Source organism: Streptomyces sp. NPDC037100 (assembly GCF_055606225.1).
Genome location: NZ_JBVJSX010000011.1, coordinates 190,996 through 210,100, shown reverse-complemented (window position 1 = coordinate 210,100; position 19,105 = coordinate 190,996). Strand labels below are relative to the sequence as shown.

The following is a 19,105-nucleotide window of genomic DNA, read 5'->3' as shown; positions in this document are numbered from 1 at the left end:
GCGCGGACGCCGCCTCAGTCCCCCCGCACCCGGGCGTGCAGATGCATGTCGTGCCATCCGTCCGGCTGCATGATCGCACTGCGCTTGGTGCCCTCCAGGCCGAAGCCGGTCCTGGCGGCGACGCGGCAGGACGCCTCGTTGCGCACGGAGTGCAGGAGCTCCAGGCGGTGGAAGCCGGTCTCGTCGAAGGCCCAGTGGGTGAGCGCGTTGGTGGCGCGGGCGGCCACGCCCCGGCCCCGGGCCTCCGGAACGGTCCAGTACGCCACCTCCGCCGTCCCGTCGTCGAGCCGGAGCTCGCGCAGCGCCACCCGGCCCAGCAGCACGCCGGACTCCGCGTCGGTCACAGCCCAGTGCGCCTCCCGCTCCCCCTCCCACGCCCGATGCCATGTGCGGATCCAGTCGCCCACCTCCGCCACGGAGTCGGCGGACCGGGCGTGCCACTGGTGCATCAACGGGTCCTGGAAGACCGCGTACACCGCGGGCGCGTCCTCCTCCCGCCAGGGGCGCAGGACGAGTCCCCCGTCGGCGGGGAGAGTCGGTTGGTGGCGGCCCGCGAGGGCCCCGGCGGCCAGGACAGGGCTGATGAGAAACGGCATGCCCGCATCCTGGCAAGCACCCGCGGAAGGTCTCAACGGTTTTCCGCCCCGCAGCACCGGCCTCGTACGCTGGGCCGCGATGAGACGCAAGACCCGCATCCCGCCCTCTCCCCTGCCGCAGCGCCGGGGCGTGGACCCCGTGCGGGTGCGGCTGCCCGCCGGCGGGACCTGGGGCACCGTGCGCGAGCACCTGGTGGAGCGGCTCTCCGGGGCGGGCGCCGGAGTCGTCGACGGCATGTTCGACGCGGGCCGGATCGTCGGGGCGGACGGACGGCCCGTCACGGCGGACGCCCCCTTCGAGCCCGGGATGTTCGTGTGGTTCCACCGGGACCTGCCCGACGAGGTGCCGGTGCCCTTCCCGGTGGAGGTCGTGCACCGGGACGAGCACATCGTCGTCGCCGACAAGCCCCACTTCCTCGCCACCACCCCGCGCGGCGGCCACGTCGCCGAGACCGCACTGGCCCGGCTCCGCCGCGAGCTGGACCTCCCGGCGCTCAGCGCCGCGCACCGGCTGGACCGGCTCACCGCGGGACTCGTGCTGTTCACCGTGCGCCCCGAGGAACGCGGCGCGTACCAGACGCTGTTCCGTGACCGCCGGGTCCGCAAGGAGTACGAGGCCGTCGCCCCCTTCGACGCCGGCCTCGCCCTGCCCCGGACCGTTCGCAGCCGGATCGTGAAAGAGCGCGGAGTACTCACCGCCCGGGAGGTCCCGGGCGAGCCCAACGCCGTGAGCCGTGTCGGGCTCGTGGAGCATCGCGACCGGCCCGGCGGGCAGAGCGGCCCCGGTGGGCTCGGCCTGTACCGGCTCGCGCCCGCCACCGGACAGACGCACCAGCTGCGCGTCCACATGACCGCGCTGGGCGTGCCGATCCTCGGCGACCCGCTCTACCCGGAGGTGACCGCCCCCGTACCGGCCGGCGACTTCCGCCGGCCGCTGCAACTGCTGGCACGGGCCCTGGAGTTCACCGACCCGGTCACGGGCGAGGAGCACCGGTTCCGCAGCGGCCGCACGCTCGCGGCCTGGGCGTCGTACGACTGGTGGGCCGCCGGGTCGCACGACGGCCCGTCAGACGGTCAGTAGCCGCGCCACCAGCTCAGGAACCGCTGCCAGACGCCCCTGCGGCGGGGCGCTCCCGTGCCGGCCGGCTGCGGAGGCACGGGCACCGGCTGGGGCTGGACCTGGGCCGGCTGGGGCTGCGCTGTGACCGGCTGCGACTGCGCCACGGCCGGTGCGGCGGCCGGGGGCTGTGCGATGCCGATCTGCCAGTCCGAGCGCTGCGCGGCGACCGGCTTGTGGTTCGGCACCTCCTGCACGTCCTGCGGCGGCCTGGGCGCGAACTGCACCGGCAGCTCCACCAGGTGCCGGGAGGCGATCGACGCCGTCCAGCTCAACTCCTCCTCGGCACAGTCGAGTTCCACGTCCGGCAGCCGCATCAGCAGCGCGTCGACACCCACGTCGGCGATGGAGCGGCCGATGTCCTGACCGGGGCACTCGTGCGGGCCGCCGCCGAAGGCGAGGTGGGAACGGTTACCCTGCATGCTGGCCTTCAGGTCCGGCCGCACCCGCGGGTCGACGTTGGCCGGCAGCGGCGCGAAGAGCAGCCCGTCGCCCCGGCGGATGCGCTGCCCGCCCAGCTCGGTCTCCTGCTTGGCGAAGTACGCGAAGACCGTGCTGAACGGCGGCTCGTTCCACAGGGACTGCTCCACCGCCTCCGGCACCGTCATCTGGCCGCCGTTGAGCTGGGCCCGGAAGCGCGGGTCGATGAGCACCGTGAGCAACACGTTGGACAGCAGGTTGGTGGTGGCCTCGTAGGCGGCGAAGAGCACCAGGCGCAGGTGCTCCCTGACCTCGTCGTCGCTCAGCCGGGCCGGGTGTGTGATCAGGTAGCTGGCGAGGTCGTCCTCCGGCCGGGCGCGGCGGGTGGCGGTGAGCCGGGTCAGGGCGTCCATGACGTAGGAGTGGCTGGCGAGCGAGGTGTCGGTGCCCTTGAGGGCGTCGCGGGCGGCCTCGACGAGCCGGTCGTTGTACTCGTCCGGCATGCCGAGGATCTCGCACATCACCGCCATCGGCAGGTGCTCGGTGAACTGGCTGACGAGGTCCGCCTCACCCGCCTCGCAGAACCGGTTGACGATCACCTGGGTGCTGCGGTTGATGTAGCGGCGCAGGCTGCGGAAGTCGATGGTGGAGATGGCGCCCATGACCGCGCCGCGCAGCCGCTTGTGCTCGTCGCCCTCGGCGTGCGAGGCGATGGGCTGCCAGGCGATGTGCGGCATCAGCGGGTGGTCGGGCTTGACGAGGCCCTCCCTGAGCGGAGTCCAGATACGGCTGTCCCGGCAGAACTGCGAGGGCGAGCGCACCATGTGCAGGTTCTCGGCGTGGCCGAGGACGATCCACATCGGCACGTCGTCGTGGAGCAGCACGGGCGCCACGGGACCGTGCTGGTCCCGCAGTTGCTCGTACAGCGCTCCCAGGTCCTCCGCCTCGTGCAGCCGGTGCAGTCCCCCGGGCCCGAGGCCGTGCGCGGGGCAGCCGGGGGGCGGGCCGGGAGGGAGGTCGTCCGTACTGGTCGGGGCGTGGGATTCAGGCGTCACAGTGATCGCTCCGAAACTGAGGTGGTTCCAGGTGTCTGGGGGGAGGTGTGGGGATGGGTGACACGGGTCAGGCGCGGGAGCCGGTCATGGCGAGCGAGTGCAGGAAGCGCATGAGGGTCATCAGCACGTCGCGGCTGGAGGCCCGGCGCCGCGCGTCGCACTCCATGATCGGGATGTCCGGCGTGAGGTCGAGGGCGGCACGCAGCTCCTCGATGGCGTAACGGGGGGCGTCGGGGAAGGAGTTGACGGCGACCACGAACGGCACACCGCGCTCCTCCAGGCGCCCCATGACGTCGAAGCTGACCTCCAGCCGCCGGGTGTCGACCAGCACCACCGCGCCGAGCGCACCCTCGAACAGCCCGTTCCACAGGAACCAGAAGCGCTGCTGGCCGGGCGTGCCGAAGAGGTACAGCACGAGCTGCTCGGTGATGCTGATCCGCCCGAAGTCCATGGCGACGGTGGTGGCCGTCTTGGACGCGGAGCCGAAGTTGTCGTCGACACCGATGCCGGCCTGCGTCATGGTCTCCTCGGTGGTCAGCGGTGTGATCTCGCTGACGGAGCCGACCATGGTCGTCTTGCCGACGCCGAAGCCACCCACGATCACGATCTTGGCCGCGGCCTGTGCCGTGTGGGGCAGCTGGTCCTCGGCCCGGGGGCCCGGGATGGTGTCAGAGCCGTTGAAGTCCATTCATCACCGCTTCGAGGAGGGAACGGTCGGAGCGCGCCTTGCGGACGATCGGGGCGCGCGCCTGCACCAGTTCCGCCGTCAGCAGCTCGGTGAGCAGTACGCCCATCGCGCTGAACGGCAGACGGAGGTAGGCCGACAGCTCGGCCACGGACAGGGGGGCGGCGCAGAGTCGGAGCAGCGCCGCCTGCTCGGGGGAGGCGGAGGGCGGCGGGTCCGTGGCACGCGCCACGATCAACGTCACCAGGTCGAGCTCGGCCCGTTCACCGTCCGGGCCGGCCACCACGTACATCCGCTCGGGGTTCCCGGGTTTGTCCTCGCCCGCCTGTGGCGTGGGCGGCTCCGGGACGAGGTCGCGCCTCTGGCGTTGCGGAGGCGTCATACGATCTGCCCGTTCCGCCGGGGCGGACTGGTGAGGTGACCACCGATCCGCACGACCAGGTCGCGCATCATGGCGCTCATCCGGCCGGGTTCGCACCGCACGTCGGAGAGCACCGCGAGGAAGGCGTTGGCGCCCGCGTCCATCAGGTAGAAGTAGCCGCGGTCGATCTCGATCATGACGAGCTTCATCTCGCCTTCGCCCACGGTGAGTTCCTGGCAGATGCTGCCCGCGAGGGACTGCAGGCCGGCACAGGCGGCGGCCACCCGGTCGGCCGCGTCCGGCTCGCCGCCGTAACGGGCGATGCGCAGACCGTCGGCCGAGAGCACCACGATCATCTCGATGCCTGGCACCCCGTCGGCGAGTTGCTTGAGCATCCAGTCGAAGTTGCCGCGCTGCTGAATCACTTGAGGTCCCCCTCGTCATCGGCCTCGGTGGGGGCCGGGTCGTTGATCAGGTGCAGGTACTTGTGCGGGTTCCGGATGAAGTCGGTCGGGTGGGTGCCGGGTTCGATGCCCTGCTTGAGTCCCTCCCAGAAGGCTTCGAGGCCTTTGCCGGGGGCGTCGGGGGACGACATGTCGTGCCATGACTTGGGCTCGGGCTCCGGTGTCGCCCAGGGGTTGTACTCGCCCCGTTCGGCTGCCTCCCGGTCGGCCTTCTCGTTGGCGGCCTGCTGGGCGAGGCGCTCGGCGAGCGGCATCTTCACCTTGCTGCGGCGCTGCGGCAGGCCGTTCGCCGTCCACTCGGTGACCTCGGGGACGTCGTCGTCCTCCAGGGAGACCGTGGCGGGGATCTTCGGGCTGGTGGGGCGTCGCCTCTTGGGCGCGCGCTTGGGGCCCTCGGGGATGCCGACCGTCATGGGGATACCGGTGGCGCCGATGCCGTGGGCGAGGCCGACACCGGGCTCGTGGGTGATCATCTCGCTCGGCACGATGAGGATGGCGCGGACGCCGCCGTACGCGGAGGCGCGCAGCGAGACCTGCATGTTGTACGCCGTGCACAGACGGCCCACGACGGCCAGGCCGAGGCGTGGGTGCTCACCGATGTCCTGCAGGTCGACGCCCGCCTTGGCGGCCTCCAGCATGCCCTCGATCCGGGCGCGTGCCTCCTCGTTGAGGTTGACACCGCCGTCCTCGATCTCGATGCAGACGCCCGTCTGCACCTCGGTGGCGGTGACGTGCACCTTGGTCTGGGGCGGCGAGTAGCGCGTGGCGTTGTCGAGGAGCTCGGCGGCGGCGTGGATGACCGGCTCGACGTAGATGCCCTTGACGCTGATCTTGGCGATGGAGGACAGCTGGATGCGGCGGTACTCGAGGATGCGGGACATGGCGCCGCGCAGGGTGCTGTACAGGGACACCGGCGCGGGCCACTGGCGACCGGGGCGACCGCCTCCGAGGACGGAGACGGAGTCGGCCAGGCGGCCGATCAGGGCGTTGCCGTGGTCGATGCGCAGCAGGTCGTCGAAGACCTCGGGGTTACGGCCGTGGTCCTCCTCCATCTCCCGGAGTTCCTCGGCCTGCTGGTGGATGATCGCCTGGACGCGGCGGGCGACACTGACGAAGGAGCGCGCGGCGGCGTCGCGCATCGTCACTTCGTAGTCGACGATCTTGAGCACTCTCAGCAGCGTCTCCGCCTGCGGGGCGGGGAGGTCACGGAACGCCGGGTCGACGAGGCCGAGCTTGCGGATCACCCCCCTGGGGGATTCTCCGGTCCGCAGCAGGTCGAGCGCCGCGGGGATGATCTCCCTCGAGAAGCGGACCAGCTCGTTCTCGTGGGCGGCGATCCGCTGTTCCAGATGTGCGCTGTACCGGGCGTGCTCGGCGCGCTGGTTGCGCAGCGCACGGCCGCGGCGCACCGCCTCGGCCGCCGTCGCGAGCACCAGCGCGGTGGCGATGCCGCCGCACCAGCCGACGGCGCCCCGGGCCGGCTCCGTCACCAGCGCGACGGCGGCTCCGGTCGCCGCGGCCATGACTATGGCCGGAAGCAACAGCACGCGCGCGTAGGGGAGTTCACGACGACCGGGCGGGGATTGAACACTCACCATGTGGGCCTTCTGACAGGAGTCGACTGAGGTTCGGGGGGACTTTCAGGGGGGTATGTCATGAAGAACTCGGGATCTTCCACACATTCGGGAACAAGCGCACGAATTCATCTCATGCCGGTGCGCTGCGGGCGAGCTTAGTCCGACCGGATCATCGCTGTGTCATATTCAGCAACTGCCGGAAACCGGACGCGAAGGGATAGTACGCTCGGTCGTTTACACGCTGCGACATCGTTCGAATGCGTTGCGTGACGACGTACAGGCATACGAAAGCCCACTCACCGTGACGGGTGAATGGGCCTCAGCACGACGTCTTTCCTGGGGGCGCGGGGAACTGCGCGGGCAACGGCCTACGGCCGGCACCCGCGCAGCAAACGATCACCCCACCGACGAATAGGCGACGACTCCCCGCAGCAACAGATCCACGGCCTTACGCGCGTTCTTCACCACGGAAGACCCCTGCGGAGCCGCCGCCGCGATCTGCCCCAGGACGTCGATGACCTGCTTGCACCACCGCACGAAGTCCCCCGCCGGCATCTCCGCCTCGCGCAGCACCTCGTCGAGCCCCTTCCCGGAGGCCCACTCGTAGGCGGCCCAGGCGAAGCCGAGATCGGGCTCGCGCTGTCCGACCCCCTCGGTCTGGGTGATCCGGAACTCCTCCTCCAGCGCGTCCAGCCGCCCCCAGATCCGCACCATCTCGCCCAGCGCAGCCTTGGCCTTCCCGGACGGCACCTTCGGCGCCATCGCGTCGTCCGCGACACGGGACTCGAACACCAACGCCGAGACACAGGCCGCCAGTTCGGCCGGGCCGAGGCCCTCCCAGACGCCCTCGCGCAGGCACTCGCTGGCGAGCAGGTCCAGCTCGCCGTACAGCCGCGCGAGCCGCCTGCCGTGTTCGGTGACCTCGTCGGCGCGCAGATAGTCCAGCTCGGTCAGCAGTGCCACGATGCGGTCGAACGTCCGGGCGATCGTGTTCGTACGGCCCTCGATCCGCCGCTCCAGCTGCGAGGTGTCGCGCAGCAGCCGGTGGTACCGCTCGGCCCAACGGGCGTGGTCCTCACGGTCGTTGCAGCCGTGGCAGGGGTGTGCGCGCAGTGCGGTCCGCAGCCGGGAGATCTCACGGTCGTCGGCCGCCTGGGAGCGCCGCTTGCGGTGCCGCTCGGCCGGGATGTGCCCGGCCTTGGTGCGCAGCGCGGACGCGAGGTCCCGACGGGACTGCGGGGACCGGGGGTTGAAGGACTTCGGGATCCGCATCCGCTCCAGCGGCTCGACCGGCACCGGGAAGTCCATCGACGCCAGCCGCTTCACCTGCCGCTCGGCTGTCAGCACCAGCGGGCGCGGCCCGTCGTGGTGCTCGAAGCCGCGGTGGCCGTTCGAACGGCCCGCCGGCAGGCCCGGGTCCAGCACCAGCGCCAGGCCCGCGTACTTGCCGGTGGGGACGTGGATGACGTCACCGGGCTTCAGCTTCTCCAGCGCGACGGCGGCCTCCGCACGCCGCTGTGCCACGCCCTGCCGGGCGATCTCGTTCTCCCGGTCCTTCAGTTCGCGGCGGAGCCGCGCGTACTCCTCGAAGTCGCCGAGGTGACAGGTCATGGAGGCCTTGTAGCCCTCCAGCCCCTCCTCGTTGCGCTGCACCTGCCGGGAGATGCCGACCACCGACTTGTCCGCCTGGAACTGCGCGAACGACGTCTCCAGCAGCTCGCGCGAACGGTGCCGCCCGAACTGCTCGACCAGGTTGACCGCCATGTTGTACGACGGCTTGAAGCTGGAGCGCAGCGGGTACGTACGCGTGCCGGCCAGGCCCGCCAGGTGCTCGGGGCTCATGCCGCGTTGCCAGAGCACCACGGCGTGGCCCTCCACGTCGATGCCGCGCCGCCCGGCCCGGCCCGTCAGCTGGGTGAACTCGCCCGCGGTGATGTCCGCGTGCTGCTCGCCGTTCCACTTGACGAGCTTCTCCAGCACCACGGAGCGGGCGGGCATGTTGATGCCGAGGGCGAGGGTCTCGGTCGCGAACACGGCCTTGACCAGGCCGCGCACGAACAGCTCCTCGACGACCTCCTTGAAGGTCGGCAGCATGCCCGCGTGGTGGGCCGCGATCCCGCGCTCCAGGCCTTCCAGCCACTCGTAGTAGCCGAGGACGTGCAGGTCCTCGGTCGGGATGGACGCCGTGCGCTCCTCGACCAGGGTGCGGACTCGCTCGCGCGCCTCGTCGTCGTTGAGCCTGAGCCCCGCGTACAGGCACTGCTGGACGGCGGCCTCGCAGGCGGCGCGACTGAAGATGAAGGTGATGGCGGGCAACAGCCCCTCGGCGTCGAGCCGCTCGATGACCTCGGGCCGGCTCGGCGTCCAGATCCGGGACCGCTGGCGGCGCTCGCGCTCACGGTCGGCCTCGCGCATGGACCGGCCGCGCCTGCGGTCCTGGTACGACGGCCGGCTCGCCTCCATGCGCGCCATGCGCGTGAGGTCGGGGTTGACGGCCTTTCTGTGGCCGTCGCCCTCCTCGAACAGGTCGTACATCCGCCGCCCCGCCAGCACGTGCTGGAACAGCGGGACGGGCCGGTGCTCGGAGACGATCACCTCGGTGTCGCCGCGGACCGTGTCCAGCCAGTCGCCGAACTCCTCGGCGTTGGACACGGTCGCCGAGAGCGAGACGAGCGTGACCGACTCGGGGAGGTGAATGATCACTTCTTCCCAGACGGCTCCGCGGAACCGGTCGGAGAGGTAGTGCACCTCGTCCATCACCACGTAGCCGAGGCCGAGGAGCGTCTGGGAACCGGCGTACAGCATGTTCCTCAGCACCTCGGTGGTCATCACCACCACCGGCGCGTCGGAGTTGACGCTGTTGTCGCCGGTGAGCAGGCCCACCTTGTCCGTGCCGTAGCGGCGGCACAGGTCGGCGTACTTCTGGTTCGACAGGGCCTTGATGGGTGTCGTGTAGAAGCACTTCTTGCCCTGCTGGAGGGCAAGGTGGACGGCGAACTCGCCGACGATCGTCTTGCCTGAGCCGGTGGGCGCGGCGACGAGCACGCCCTTTCCGGCCTCGAGCGCCTGGCAGGACTCGATCTGGAAGGGGTCGAGGCCGAAGTCGTACATCTCGCGGAAGGAGGCGAGCGCGGTGGCCTGCTCGGCAGCGCGCTTGCGGGCTGCCGCGTACCGCTCGGCCGGGGAGAGGTCCTCTGTCATCGTGCTTTCGAGCGTACCGGGCCGCACTGACAACAGGACGATCATTATCCGGATCCGTTGCTGTGAAACCTCGGATCCGCGCAGCTCAGGGACCGACGACCCGCACGCCCCCGCGCACGCAGCGAGCGCTCAACGGCAGCGGGCCGAGCGGCTCCCCGTCGGCGTAGCCGGTGATTCCCTCGGCGGCGATCTCGACCCGCGCCGCCCGCAGCACGGTCACCTTCGGATGCTCGACGTGCGTCCCCCGGTACACCCGAGGGAACACCCGCAGCAGCGTCGTGCGGCTGCAGTCGCCGACCACCGTCACGTCGAACAGCCCGTCGGTCAGGTCGGCACCGGGGCAGATCCGCATGCCGCCGCCGTACGAGGAGCCGTTGCCGACTGCCACGAGGGTCGCCTCGACCTCACGGACCTCGCCGTCGTCGAGCCGGATCCGGTACGGGACGGGCCGGAACTCGGCGAGTTCGGCGATCATCGCCAGGTCGTACTTCAGGCGGCCGGTGGGCCATCGCATGCGGTTGCCGCGGTCGTTGACGCGGGAGTCGAAGCCGGAGGCGAGGACCGTGCCGAACCAGCGGTCGCCGACCTGCCCGAGGTCGATGTCGCGGATCCGGCCGCACTTGAGGGCGTCGGCGATCATGCGGCCCGCGGCGGCGGGCTCCCGGACGGGCAGGCCGAGGGCGCGGGCGAAGTCGTTGCCGGTGCCGACCGCGACCAGGCCGAGCGGGGTGCGGGTGCCCGCGAGCGCCCGGAGTGCGAGGCCCGCCATCCCGTCGCCGCCGACGGCGATCAACGCGCCCGTGCCGGACTCGACGGCCGCACGCGCGCGGACGAGGGCGTCCGCGGCGTCCTCCCCGAGGACGGTCCGCACCGAGAAGCCGGCCGCCCGCAACGCGGAAGCGGCCGGCTGCGCCGCGCGGGCGCCCCGGCCGCGGCCCGCGGTGGGGTTGACGAAGAGGGTGATCTCGCTGGTCACGGGACCGACCCTACGAGCTGCCCGCCGATCTTCAGGTCACGTCGTCATAACCGTTGACCCGGTCCGTGCGCTCCGAGCTCGCCTGCTCGGGCAGCGCCGCGCGGCCGGTCGTCACGGGCTCGATCTCGCCGATGTCCTCGGGGGTCAGATCCAGCTCGGAGGCCTCGTCGTCGGCGGGGCCGAAAGCCTCACGGCGGGCCTTGCGGCGGTCGTTGACCAGGGAGAAGGCGACGGCAGCGAAGTACAGGATCCAGATGGGCGCCGCGAGCGCCAGCATGGTCAGCGGGTCGGTGCTGGGCGTGGCGATGGCCGCGAAGACCGTGATGCCCATGATCATGCCGCGCCACCAGCCGACCATGCGCTTACCGGTGAGCACCCCGGTGAGGTTGAGCATGACCAGCAGCAGGGGCAGCTCGAAGGAGAGGCCGAAGACCAGCACCATCCGCATGACCAGGTCGAGCAGGTCGTCCAGCGGCAGGAGGTTGGACGTGCCGCCCGGGGTGAACTCCAGGAGCACCTTCGCCGTGGTGGGAAGGACCGTGTACGCGAAGTAGGCGCCGACGATGAACAACGGGGCGCCGGTGCCGACGAAGGCGTAGGCGTACTTCTTCTCGTGCCGGTGCAGGCCCGGCGCGACGAAGGCCCACAGCTGGTAGAGCCAGATCGGCGAGGCGAGGACGACGCCGGCCATCAGGGACACCTTCAGCGCGAGCGTGAAGGGGGTGAGCAGGCCGTTGATGGTGATCTGCGCACAGGGCTTCGTGCCCGCCTGCGACCTGGCCAGTTCCTCGAAGGTCTTGTCACAGCCGACCGAGTCGAGGATCGGCTTGGTGATCAAGTTGATGATGTCGTTGTAGAAGAAGGCGGCGACGACCGTGACGACGACGATCGCCAGCATCGCCTTGGCGAGCCGGTTGCGGAGCTCGCGAAGGTGCTCCGCGAGGGGCATGCGCCCCTCGGGATCCCTCTCCTGCTTGCGGGCAGACTTCAGCAACCCACGTTCCCATCTCGTGCGGCGGGCCGGAGGTCACCGGCCCTGCGTCAGCGCTTGGTCGTGTCCGTGGGCTCGTTGACCGGGCGCGAGCTGGTCACATCACCGGGCGCTGCCTGGATGGTGCGCTGCGAGGGCTCGTCGGTGTTGGGCGGGCCGGCCGGGGTCGTGGACGACTTGTTCTCGTCCTTCATCGCCTTGGCCTCGCTCTTGAGGATGCGGGCCGACTTGCCGAGCGACCGAGCCATGTCCGGAAGCTTCTTCGCGCCGAACAGCAGGATGATGACGACGAGGATGAGAATGATCTCGGGGGCTCCGAGCCTTCCGAACATAAGTCTTTACCTTCTCACCGAGGCGGCTGTGGTGGGGGTGCTGTCCGACCGGTCGGACACTTGTCCGAACGGTCGTGCTGGCAGCGATCGTAACGCTCGGGGGTAAACGTGAGGCAATCCCTCTGCATCCCTTGCGCGCACTCCCGTCCGCGACCAGTGCCTCGTTAACCGGGCCGCGACCAGCAGAGTACCTGTACGAACCGCAGACGTGACAGGGCGAAGTGTCCCGAAACGCAACTCACGGCCGTCCGTCGGACACCTCACAGAGCGTCGACGGAACGGGCCGCGCTCTGCGCCGACCGCTCCAGGTCCTCGGCGGCCCGGCTGATACGGCGCGCCGAGTCCGTGACCTGCCTGCCCAGGCGCTGTGTCTCCACGAAGACCCGCACGGCGAGCACCCCCAGCACGACGAGACCCACAAAACCCACCGCAACCGCGAACATCGGCCAGAACATGACGCCGAGCCTAGACCTTCCCCAACGGCCGGAATCCCCGACCCACTAGACGGTGGAGTGCAGCCGCAGGGTCCGCACACCGCCGCCGGTGAGCAGTTCCACGATCCGCTCCCCCGCGGGCTTGCGGACGGACGCGCCGCACTGCGGGCAGGTGAAGGAGTAGAAGGTGGTGCGGCTCGTGGCACCGATGGCCAGGCGCAGTGCGCCCGCGGCGAGCTCGCAGTGCTCCCGGCAGTCGGGGCAGCCCGCCCGGAAAACGACCGGGGTCACGCTTCTCATCCCGGCGAACGCGGACTCCACCGTCATGCCCCCGACACCACCGGACGTCACCGACTCGCTCAAGCCCTCGCTCCTCTTCCTGGGGTCGTACGCCTCCGCGGTGCACGACCGGTGTCGCGGTCCGGCCGTCGGCCCGGCCGTGGACCCCGGAGGGCGTCTGTGACTCACTCCGGTCCGACGCCCGGCCCGTCCGGAACCGTCCGCACCACGTGCGGTCCGCGCACGTCCTCGGCGACACCGGCCGTCGGCGCCTCCTCGATACCGTCGTACGCCGCCAGCGCCTCCCGGGCCGCCTGCCGGGCACTGTCGGCGAGCTCCGGCGGCGAGACGATCCGGCCGTCCCGCCCGAGCCGCAGTGCAAGGCGCCGGAGCGACGCCGGGTCGGGGGTCCGCAGAGTGATACGCAGACCACCGTCCGGGAGCTCATCCGCACTGTCGTGCGGGTAGTACTCCGCGACCCAGCGGCCGCCGGGCCCGACCTCGATCACGACCTCCGGGTCCTCGGCCGCCGGCTGCACCAGCGCCTCCGAGAGGTCGCGCAGCTCGATCTCGGGCGGCGCCGACGGCTCGTCGAGGATCTTGATCTCGGCGACCCGGTCGAGCCGGAAGGTGCGGCGCGCCTCGGAGCGGCGGCACCAGGCCTCGACATAGGTGTGCCCGACGCTGACCAGGCGGATGGGGTCGATCTCCCGCTCGGTGACCTCATCGCGCGCGGGCGAGTAGTAGCGGATCCACAGCCGGCGGCGCTCGGCGATCGCGCGGTCGACGTCCGCGAAGACCCCGCCCTCGGACTCGAAGGTCACCGACAGGCGCGAGCTGGCACCCGCCGCCTCGCCGGCCGCGGTCTCCACCTTCGCCGTCGCCCGCAGCAGCGCCTGCCGGTCGCTCTCGCGCAGCCCGGGCAGCGTGGACACCGCCCGGGCGGCGACGAGCAGGGCCGTGGCCTCGTCCGCGGCGAGCCTGAGCGGCTCGGCGGCCTCCGCCGCGAGCGCTGCCGGGTTGTGCCACCAGATGCGCTCGCCGTCGGTGTCGATGTCGAGCAGGTCGCCGCCGCGGAAGCTGGTGCCGCACATGGGCAGCACGTCCAGGTCGGAGACCAGCTCGTCCTCGCTGATGCCGAAGGCACGCGCGACGTCCTCGACCCGGGCTCCGGGACGCTCCTTCAGATACGTCACCAGCGAGAGCATCCGCCGGGTCTGGTCGATGGCGTTCACGGGCCTGACCGGTTTGCCTGCCACTGTCTTTCCGCTCCCCCTCAGCCCTTGGCCACGGCCCGCAGCCGGTCCACCACATCGGCCCGCAGCTCGGCGGGCTCCAGGACGACCACGTCCGGCCCGAACTCCACCAGCCAGGCGTCCAGCCCGTGGCCGTACGGAATCTCCAACTCGTCCCAGCCGCCGCCGAGTTCCCGGACGGAGGTCGCCTTCGCCCGAAGGGGGTACCCCGCGCCCGCCCGCAGCCGGATCCGCGCGGAGCGGTCGGCGACCTCCCCGGCCCAGCTCGCGACGGTCTCCCGGACGGTGACGACGTCCGGCACCTCGGCGGTGTAGCGACCGCCGCGCGAGCGGACCTTGCCGGTGATCCGGGACAGCCGGAAGACCCGCTCGGCGCCCCGGTCGCGGTCCCAGCCCGCCAGGTACCAGTGGCCCCGCCAGCACTCCAGTGCCCACGGCTCCACGTGCCGCTGCTCGGGGCGGGCGGCGGTGGCCTTGCGGTAGTCGAAGGCGACGGGTCTGCGGTCCCGGCAGGCCAGCATCAGCGGCTCGAACGCGGCCTCGTGCACCGGGATGCGCGGCTCCAGCGCGCCGTGCGACCCGTAGGGGTCGACGTCCTCGGGGAGCCCGGCCGCGCGCAGCTTCTGCAGGGCGCCACTGGCCGCTCCCGCGAGCCGGGCCTGCTGCCACACCTTGGCGGCCAGCCCGAGGGCGGCGGCCTCCTCGGCGTCCAGGGTGATGGGCGGGAGGCGGTTGCTGTCACGACGGGCCATGTAGCCGATCTCGCCGTCGAGGCTCTCGACCGTCTCGATGACCAGCCCCAGCTCGCGCAGATCGTCCTTGTCACGCTCGAACATGCGGTTGAAGGAATCATCGGAGCCGGTCGCGCCGTTGCCCGGCCCGAAGGCCTCGACGTAGGCCTCGATGGAGTCACGCAGCTCACGCTTGCTGAGCGGGCGCCGCGTCCCGAGCAGACACAGCGCCAGATTCATCAGCCGCTCCGCCTTGGCAATGGCCATCGACGCGCTTCGCCTCCCTATGGTGCTTACGAGCGATGACCGTACCGCCACACGGTGGCACGGCAAAAGCCGAGGGCCCATGCCCGAACAGGCATGGGCCCCACATGATCGAGTCTGTCGGAGCTTGCTCAGACCCCGAGCAGGTCGACCACGAAGATCAGCGTCTCGCCGGGCTTGATGGCCGGGGTCGGGCTCTGGTTGCCGTAGGCGAGGTGGGCGGGGATGGTCAGCTGGCGACGGCCGCCGACCTTCATGCCCTGCACGCCCTGGTCCCAGCCCTTGATGACCCGGCCGCCACCCAGCGGGAAGCGGAACGGAGTGCCGCGGTTCCAGCTGGCGTCGAACTCCTCGCCCGTGCTGAAGGAGACACCCACGTAGTGCACGGTCACGGTCTGGCCGGCCTGCGCGACCGGGCCGTCGCCCTCCCAGATGTCCTTGATCTCGAGGTCCGCCGGGGGCTCGCCGCCCGGGAAGTCGATCTCGGGCTTGTCGATGCTCACTTCATCTCTCCTTGTTACGTGACCTGCGTCGGGAACAGTCTCACAGACCGGCCTGGTCAGACCGTGCCGAGGATGTCCACCGTGAAGACCAGAGTGTTCTTGGACAGCTCACTGTTCGGGCTGGCGCCGTAGCCGAGCGAGGGCGGGATCACCAGCAGAACGCGGTCGCCCACGTGCTTGCCGACGAGGCCCTTGTCCCAGCCTGCCACCACGGAGCCGTTGCCGATCTGGAAGGCGGTGGCGCCACCGTGGTCCCAGGAGGAGTCGAACTTCTTGCCGTCCTCCCACTTGACCCCGGTGTACTGGGCGATGAGCCCCTGCCCGGCCTCGACCTTCTTGCCGTCACCCTTGATCAGCACCTGCTCCTTGAGGTCCTTGGGAGCCTTCTCGCCCTTGGGGACGGTGATGACCGCGGCCTTCTGCGACGGGGACTTCACCTCGGGCATGCCCGGCTCGGAAGGCGCCTGCTCGCCCTTGGCCTCGGCCTTGACGTCGACGCTCGCGGCACCGACCGGGTCGACCACCCAGATCAGCACGTCCTTCGCGGAGATCCCGGAGGACGTGTTCAGGCTCTGGCCGATCAGATCACCCGCGGTGCCCTGCACCAGGACACGGCTGCCGGGCTTCTTGCCCTTCACCGCGTCGAGGACCTTCTCGGGGAGCTGCTGACTCGGCTTGCCGATCTGCTCGATGGACTGCCGCCTGGGCGCCTTGTCACCCGTCGCTCCCGCGGCCCAGGTGCCACCGAGCTCCTGGCCACCGCCCCACTTCTCGACGGTCCAGTCCAGGCGGACGAAGTCCGAGCCCTTGATCGGGGTTCCGGTGCCCGCCGAGAGCGTCTTGACCACGGTCTCGTCGGACGGCTTGCCGTCCTTGGGCACGGAGATCTCGGGCTTCGCCCCGACTTTCCCCTTGACCTCGGCGACGCCTCCCGCCGCATCGCCGTTGTTACCGTCGTCCGATCCGCACGCGGCGGTGAACAACAGGGCGGGAACGGCCAGCAGCGCGGCCACGAGTCGTTTCGTGTTGTAGTTCATCAGTCCAACTGGGATCGGAGGTGGGGGCAATGCCCGCCACTCTACGGCGTAGCCGCTCCGCACCCCCCACACCGCACGACACGACACCGCCCACCAGCTCCCGCACGGGCGGAGCCGGCAGAAAAAATGCCGGTACCCGAAGGCACGAAAACCTTCGGGCACCGGCTTCTCGGACGGGCCGGAACCGGCTCACATTCCGGCGATCAGCTTTTCCACCCGGTCGTCCACGGAACGGAACGGGTCCTTGCACAGCACGGTCCGCTGCGCCTGGTCGTTGAGCTTGAGGTGGACCCAGTCGACCGTGAAGTCACGGCGCTGTTCCTGGGCCCGCCGGATGAAGTCGCCGCGCAGCCGCGCGCGCGTGGTCTGCGGCGGGACGGACTTGCCCTCGAAGATCTTCAGGTCGTTGCAGATACGGGCCGCCTGGCCCTTCTTCTCGAGCAGGTAGTACAGGCCACGACGGCGGTGGATGTCGTGGTAGGCGAGGTCTATCTGCGCGACCCTCGGGTGCGACATGGTCATGTTGTGCTTGGCGCGGTACCGCTCGATGAGCTTGTACTTCATGACCCAGTCGATCTCGGTGCCGATACGGTCGAGGTCCTCGGACTCGATCGCGTCCAGTGTGCGGCCCCACAACTCCAGGACCTGCTCGACCGTGCCGGTGCGGATACCCCGGCGCTCGCAGAAGTCCAGGGCCTTCTCGTAGTACTCGCGCTGCACCTCCAAGGCGGAGGCCTCGCGCCCACTGGCCAGGCGCACCTTGCGGCGGCCGGTGATGTCATGGCTGACCTCGCGGATCGCCCGGATCGGGTTCTCCAGAGTGAGGTCCCGCATCACCGTGCCCGCCTCGATCATGCGCAGCACCAGGTCGGTGGCACCCACCTTGAGCAGCATGGTCGTCTCGGACATGTTGGAGTCGCCCACGATGACGTGCAGGCGACGGTAGCGCTCGGCGTCCGCGTGCGGCTCGTCACGCGTGTTGATGATGGGCCGGGAACGAGTCGTCGCCGAGGAGACGCCCTCCCAGATGTGCTCGGCGCGCTGGCTGACGCAGTACACGGCGCCGCGCGGCGTCTGCAGCACCTTGCCCGCACCGCACAGCAGCTGGCGGGTGACCAGGAACGGAATGAGAATGTCCGCGAGCCGGGAGAACTCCCCGTGCCGGGCCACCAGATAGTTCTCATGGCAGCCGTAGGAGTTGCCCGCCGAGTCGGTGTTGTTCTTGAAGAGGTAGACGTCGCCCGCGATTCCCTCCTCGTGCAGGCGTCGTTCGGCGTCCACCAGGAGTCCTTCGAGAATGCGCTCGCCCGCTTTGTCGTGGGTGACCAGTTCGGTCACGTTGTCGCATTCCGGTGTCGCGTATTCCGGATGCGATCCCACGTCGAGATAGAGGCGGGCGCCGTTTCGCAGAAAGACGTTGCTGCTTCGGCCCCATGACACGACACGGCGGAAGAGGTACCGCGCCACCTCGTCAGGAGACAGGCGGCGCTGTCCCCTGAACGTGCACGTGACGCCGTACTCGTTCTCCAGCCCGAAAATGCGGCGGTCCATGAGGGAACATTACGCCCGATCCCCTGAACTGAAACGGGGTTCGACGGCACGGTTCGGATCATTTTCCAAACCGGCCGCAACAACCGCTCCCTGGCCGGGAGCTGCAACTACCCGTCCTGTGACGGTCAAAACCAGCAGCGACACGCCACCTGCCACACCCGGCACGGCGAAGCCCCACAGCGCCCCGCCCTGCTCGACCACCGGCCCAGCGACGCCCGTTCCGACCGAATGGCCGACGGTGAACGTCGTCACCAGCCAGGAGAACGCCTCGGTGACCGTCCCACGCGGGGCATGCCGGTCCACCAGAACGAACGCACAGGCGATGGCGGGCGCGAGGAAGACCCCGGCGAGCGCGGTCAGCACAACCATGGCAACCACGTCCGGCATCAACATCAGCGGCAGGTAACACACCACCAGAAGGGCCACCAGCACCCGCAGTCGCCGCGCGGGCTCACCGGCCCACTGCCGGGCGCCGTACACACTGCCGCCGACCAGCGCGCCGAATCCCAGAGCCGCCATCAACCACCCGTACACGGCGTCGCCGCCGTGCCCGTCCGCGTACGGCACGGAGGCGACCGTGATGGACCCGAGCGCCATCCCGATGAACAGGAACGCCGTCAGCAGCGCCAGCAACCCCGACGAGCGCAACGCACCGAGCCAGTGCGCCTCACGCGGCGCCGACCGCCAGGCGCGCGAAGGCTCCGACACCACCACGGACAGCGCTCCCAGCACCCCGACGACGTTCAGCAGGAGCAGCGCGGCCTGGGCCGACCACAACGACACGCACAGCGTCACGAGCAACGGCCCGACAGTGAACATCACCTCCTGGGCCACGGCGTCCATGGCGTACGCCGTGTGCACCTGGTCCTCCCTGCGCAGCACGGAGGGCCACAGCGCCCGCAGCCCGCCCTCCAGGGGCGGCGTGAAGAGCCCGGCGCCGGCCACGGCGGCGTAGGCGAGCGGCAGCGTCCCGATGCCCGCGAAAGCGAAGACGGCCATCGCCACCCCGGAGAGGACGGCCGCCGGCAGCTGCACGCGCGGCTGCCCGCACAGGTCCACGATCCTGCCCAGCACGGGCTGCCCGACCGCGTTGGCGACGCCGTACACGGCCGCCAGGGCACCGGCCAGGCTGTACGTACCACCCTCGGCCCGCACGAACAGAACGATCGCGATGGGCGCCGTGGCACAGGGCAGCCTGCCCACCAGCGTGCCGACGAGCAACCGGGCGGCGTGTCGCGCCCGAAGGATCTCCAGGTATCCCGTGGCCATGTCCCG

19 protein-coding genes are annotated in these 19,105 nt (G+C 70.5%); 1 reads left to right on the top strand and 18 read right to left on the bottom strand.

Features of this window, described 5'->3' with window-relative positions; genetic code table 11:
* Positions 1 to 14: 14 nt before the first annotated feature.
* Positions 15 to 596 carry a GNAT family N-acetyltransferase gene (locus ACZ7EG_RS31300; RefSeq protein ID WP_471086193.1) on the bottom strand — a complete coding sequence of 194 codons (582 nt, stop codon included), beginning with the start codon at positions 594 to 596 and terminating at the stop codon, positions 15 to 17.
* 79 nt (positions 597 to 675) lie between these two features.
* Here ACZ7EG_RS31300 and ACZ7EG_RS31295 point away from each other — a divergent pair, with 79 nt between their 5' ends.
* Positions 676 to 1,677: a pseudouridine synthase gene (locus ACZ7EG_RS31295; protein ID WP_471086190.1), complete on the top strand. Its 1,002-nt coding sequence runs from the start codon at positions 676 to 678 to the stop codon at positions 1,675 to 1,677.
* On the opposite strand, the gene ACZ7EG_RS31290 is transcribed toward ACZ7EG_RS31295, so the two are convergent.
* The 17 genes from ACZ7EG_RS31290 to ACZ7EG_RS31210 all read right to left on the bottom strand — a co-directional run bounded on the left by ACZ7EG_RS31290 (position 1,671) and on the right by ACZ7EG_RS31210 (position 19,099).
* Positions 1,671 to 3,188 carry a cytochrome P450 gene (locus tag ACZ7EG_RS31290; protein ID WP_471086187.1) on the bottom strand — a complete coding sequence of 506 codons (1,518 nt, stop codon included), beginning with the start codon at positions 3,186 to 3,188 and terminating at the stop codon, positions 1,671 to 1,673. The genes ACZ7EG_RS31295 and ACZ7EG_RS31290 overlap by 7 nt on opposite strands.
* A gap of 67 nt (positions 3,189 to 3,255) precedes the next feature.
* On the bottom strand, positions 3,256 to 3,876 hold the full coding sequence (locus tag ACZ7EG_RS31285; RefSeq protein ID WP_234848474.1) for a GTP-binding protein: 621 nt from the start codon (positions 3,874 to 3,876) through the stop codon (positions 3,256 to 3,258).
* The gene (locus tag ACZ7EG_RS31280; RefSeq protein WP_471086184.1) at positions 3,857 to 4,255 is read right to left on the bottom strand and encodes a DUF742 domain-containing protein; all 399 of its coding nucleotides are present in this window, start codon (positions 4,253 to 4,255) and stop codon (positions 3,857 to 3,859) included. The genes ACZ7EG_RS31285 and ACZ7EG_RS31280 overlap by 20 nt, the downstream gene beginning before the upstream one ends.
* A complete protein-coding gene (locus tag ACZ7EG_RS31275; protein ID WP_471086181.1) occupies positions 4,252 to 4,659 on the bottom strand; it encodes a roadblock/LC7 domain-containing protein in 408 nt (135 codons plus the stop codon). Before ACZ7EG_RS31275 ends, ACZ7EG_RS31280 begins: the two co-directional genes overlap by 4 nt.
* Entirely contained in the window at positions 4,656 to 6,296 is a 1,641-nt protein-coding gene (locus tag ACZ7EG_RS31270) for a sensor histidine kinase (RefSeq protein ID WP_471086179.1), read from the bottom strand. Before ACZ7EG_RS31270 ends, ACZ7EG_RS31275 begins: the two co-directional genes overlap by 4 nt.
* Positions 6,297 to 6,671: 375 nt before the next feature.
* Positions 6,672 to 9,521 carry a DEAD/DEAH box helicase gene (locus tag ACZ7EG_RS31265; RefSeq protein WP_471086176.1) on the bottom strand — a complete coding sequence of 950 codons (2,850 nt, stop codon included), beginning with the start codon at positions 9,519 to 9,521 and terminating at the stop codon, positions 6,672 to 6,674.
* A gap of 40 nt (positions 9,522 to 9,561) precedes the next feature.
* Entirely contained in the window at positions 9,562 to 10,452 is an 891-nt protein-coding gene (locus ACZ7EG_RS31260; protein ID WP_471086174.1) for a diacylglycerol kinase, read from the bottom strand.
* A 31-nt stretch (positions 10,453 to 10,483) separates the two neighbouring features.
* Positions 10,484 to 11,446 carry a twin-arginine translocase subunit TatC gene (gene tatC, locus ACZ7EG_RS31255; protein WP_471086171.1) on the bottom strand — a complete coding sequence of 321 codons (963 nt, stop codon included), beginning with the start codon at positions 11,444 to 11,446 and terminating at the stop codon, positions 10,484 to 10,486.
* A gap of 47 nt (positions 11,447 to 11,493) precedes the next feature.
* Positions 11,494 to 11,775 carry a Sec-independent protein translocase subunit TatA gene (tatA, locus tag ACZ7EG_RS31250; protein WP_333934557.1) on the bottom strand — a complete coding sequence of 94 codons (282 nt, stop codon included), beginning with the start codon at positions 11,773 to 11,775 and terminating at the stop codon, positions 11,494 to 11,496.
* 260 nt (positions 11,776 to 12,035) lie between these two features.
* On the bottom strand, positions 12,036 to 12,230 hold the full coding sequence (locus ACZ7EG_RS31245; protein ID WP_362048050.1) for a hypothetical protein: 195 nt from the start codon (positions 12,228 to 12,230) through the stop codon (positions 12,036 to 12,038).
* Between the two features lie 45 nt (positions 12,231 to 12,275).
* Positions 12,276 to 12,572, bottom strand: a complete 297-nt coding sequence (locus ACZ7EG_RS31240; protein ID WP_471086168.1) for a hypothetical protein — start codon at positions 12,570 to 12,572, stop codon at positions 12,276 to 12,278.
* A 101-nt stretch (positions 12,573 to 12,673) separates the two neighbouring features.
* Positions 12,674 to 13,747 (bottom strand): helix-turn-helix transcriptional regulator, encoded by a 1,074-nt coding sequence (locus ACZ7EG_RS31235; protein ID WP_471086165.1) that lies wholly within the window; start codon positions 13,745 to 13,747, stop codon positions 12,674 to 12,676.
* 17 nt (positions 13,748 to 13,764) lie between these two features.
* Entirely contained in the window at positions 13,765 to 14,742 is a 978-nt protein-coding gene (locus ACZ7EG_RS31230; RefSeq protein ID WP_471086163.1) for a helix-turn-helix transcriptional regulator, read from the bottom strand.
* A gap of 128 nt (positions 14,743 to 14,870) precedes the next feature.
* Positions 14,871 to 15,242 (bottom strand): FKBP-type peptidyl-prolyl cis-trans isomerase, encoded by a 372-nt coding sequence (locus tag ACZ7EG_RS31225; RefSeq protein ID WP_030243994.1) that lies wholly within the window; start codon positions 15,240 to 15,242, stop codon positions 14,871 to 14,873.
* A gap of 56 nt (positions 15,243 to 15,298) precedes the next feature.
* Complete coding sequence (locus tag ACZ7EG_RS31220) at positions 15,299 to 16,279, bottom strand: FKBP-type peptidyl-prolyl cis-trans isomerase (RefSeq protein ID WP_471086160.1); 981 nt, start codon at positions 16,277 to 16,279, stop codon at positions 15,299 to 15,301.
* Positions 16,280 to 16,468: 189 nt separating this feature from the next.
* The gene (gene pafA / locus ACZ7EG_RS31215; protein ID WP_104778656.1) at positions 16,469 to 17,830 is read right to left on the bottom strand and encodes a Pup--protein ligase; all 1,362 of its coding nucleotides are present in this window, start codon (positions 17,828 to 17,830) and stop codon (positions 16,469 to 16,471) included.
* 9 nt (positions 17,831 to 17,839) lie between these two features.
* Positions 17,840 to 19,099, bottom strand: a complete 1,260-nt coding sequence (locus ACZ7EG_RS31210) for an MFS transporter (RefSeq protein ID WP_471086157.1) — start codon at positions 19,097 to 19,099, stop codon at positions 17,840 to 17,842.
* Positions 19,100 to 19,105 lie beyond the last annotated feature (6 nt).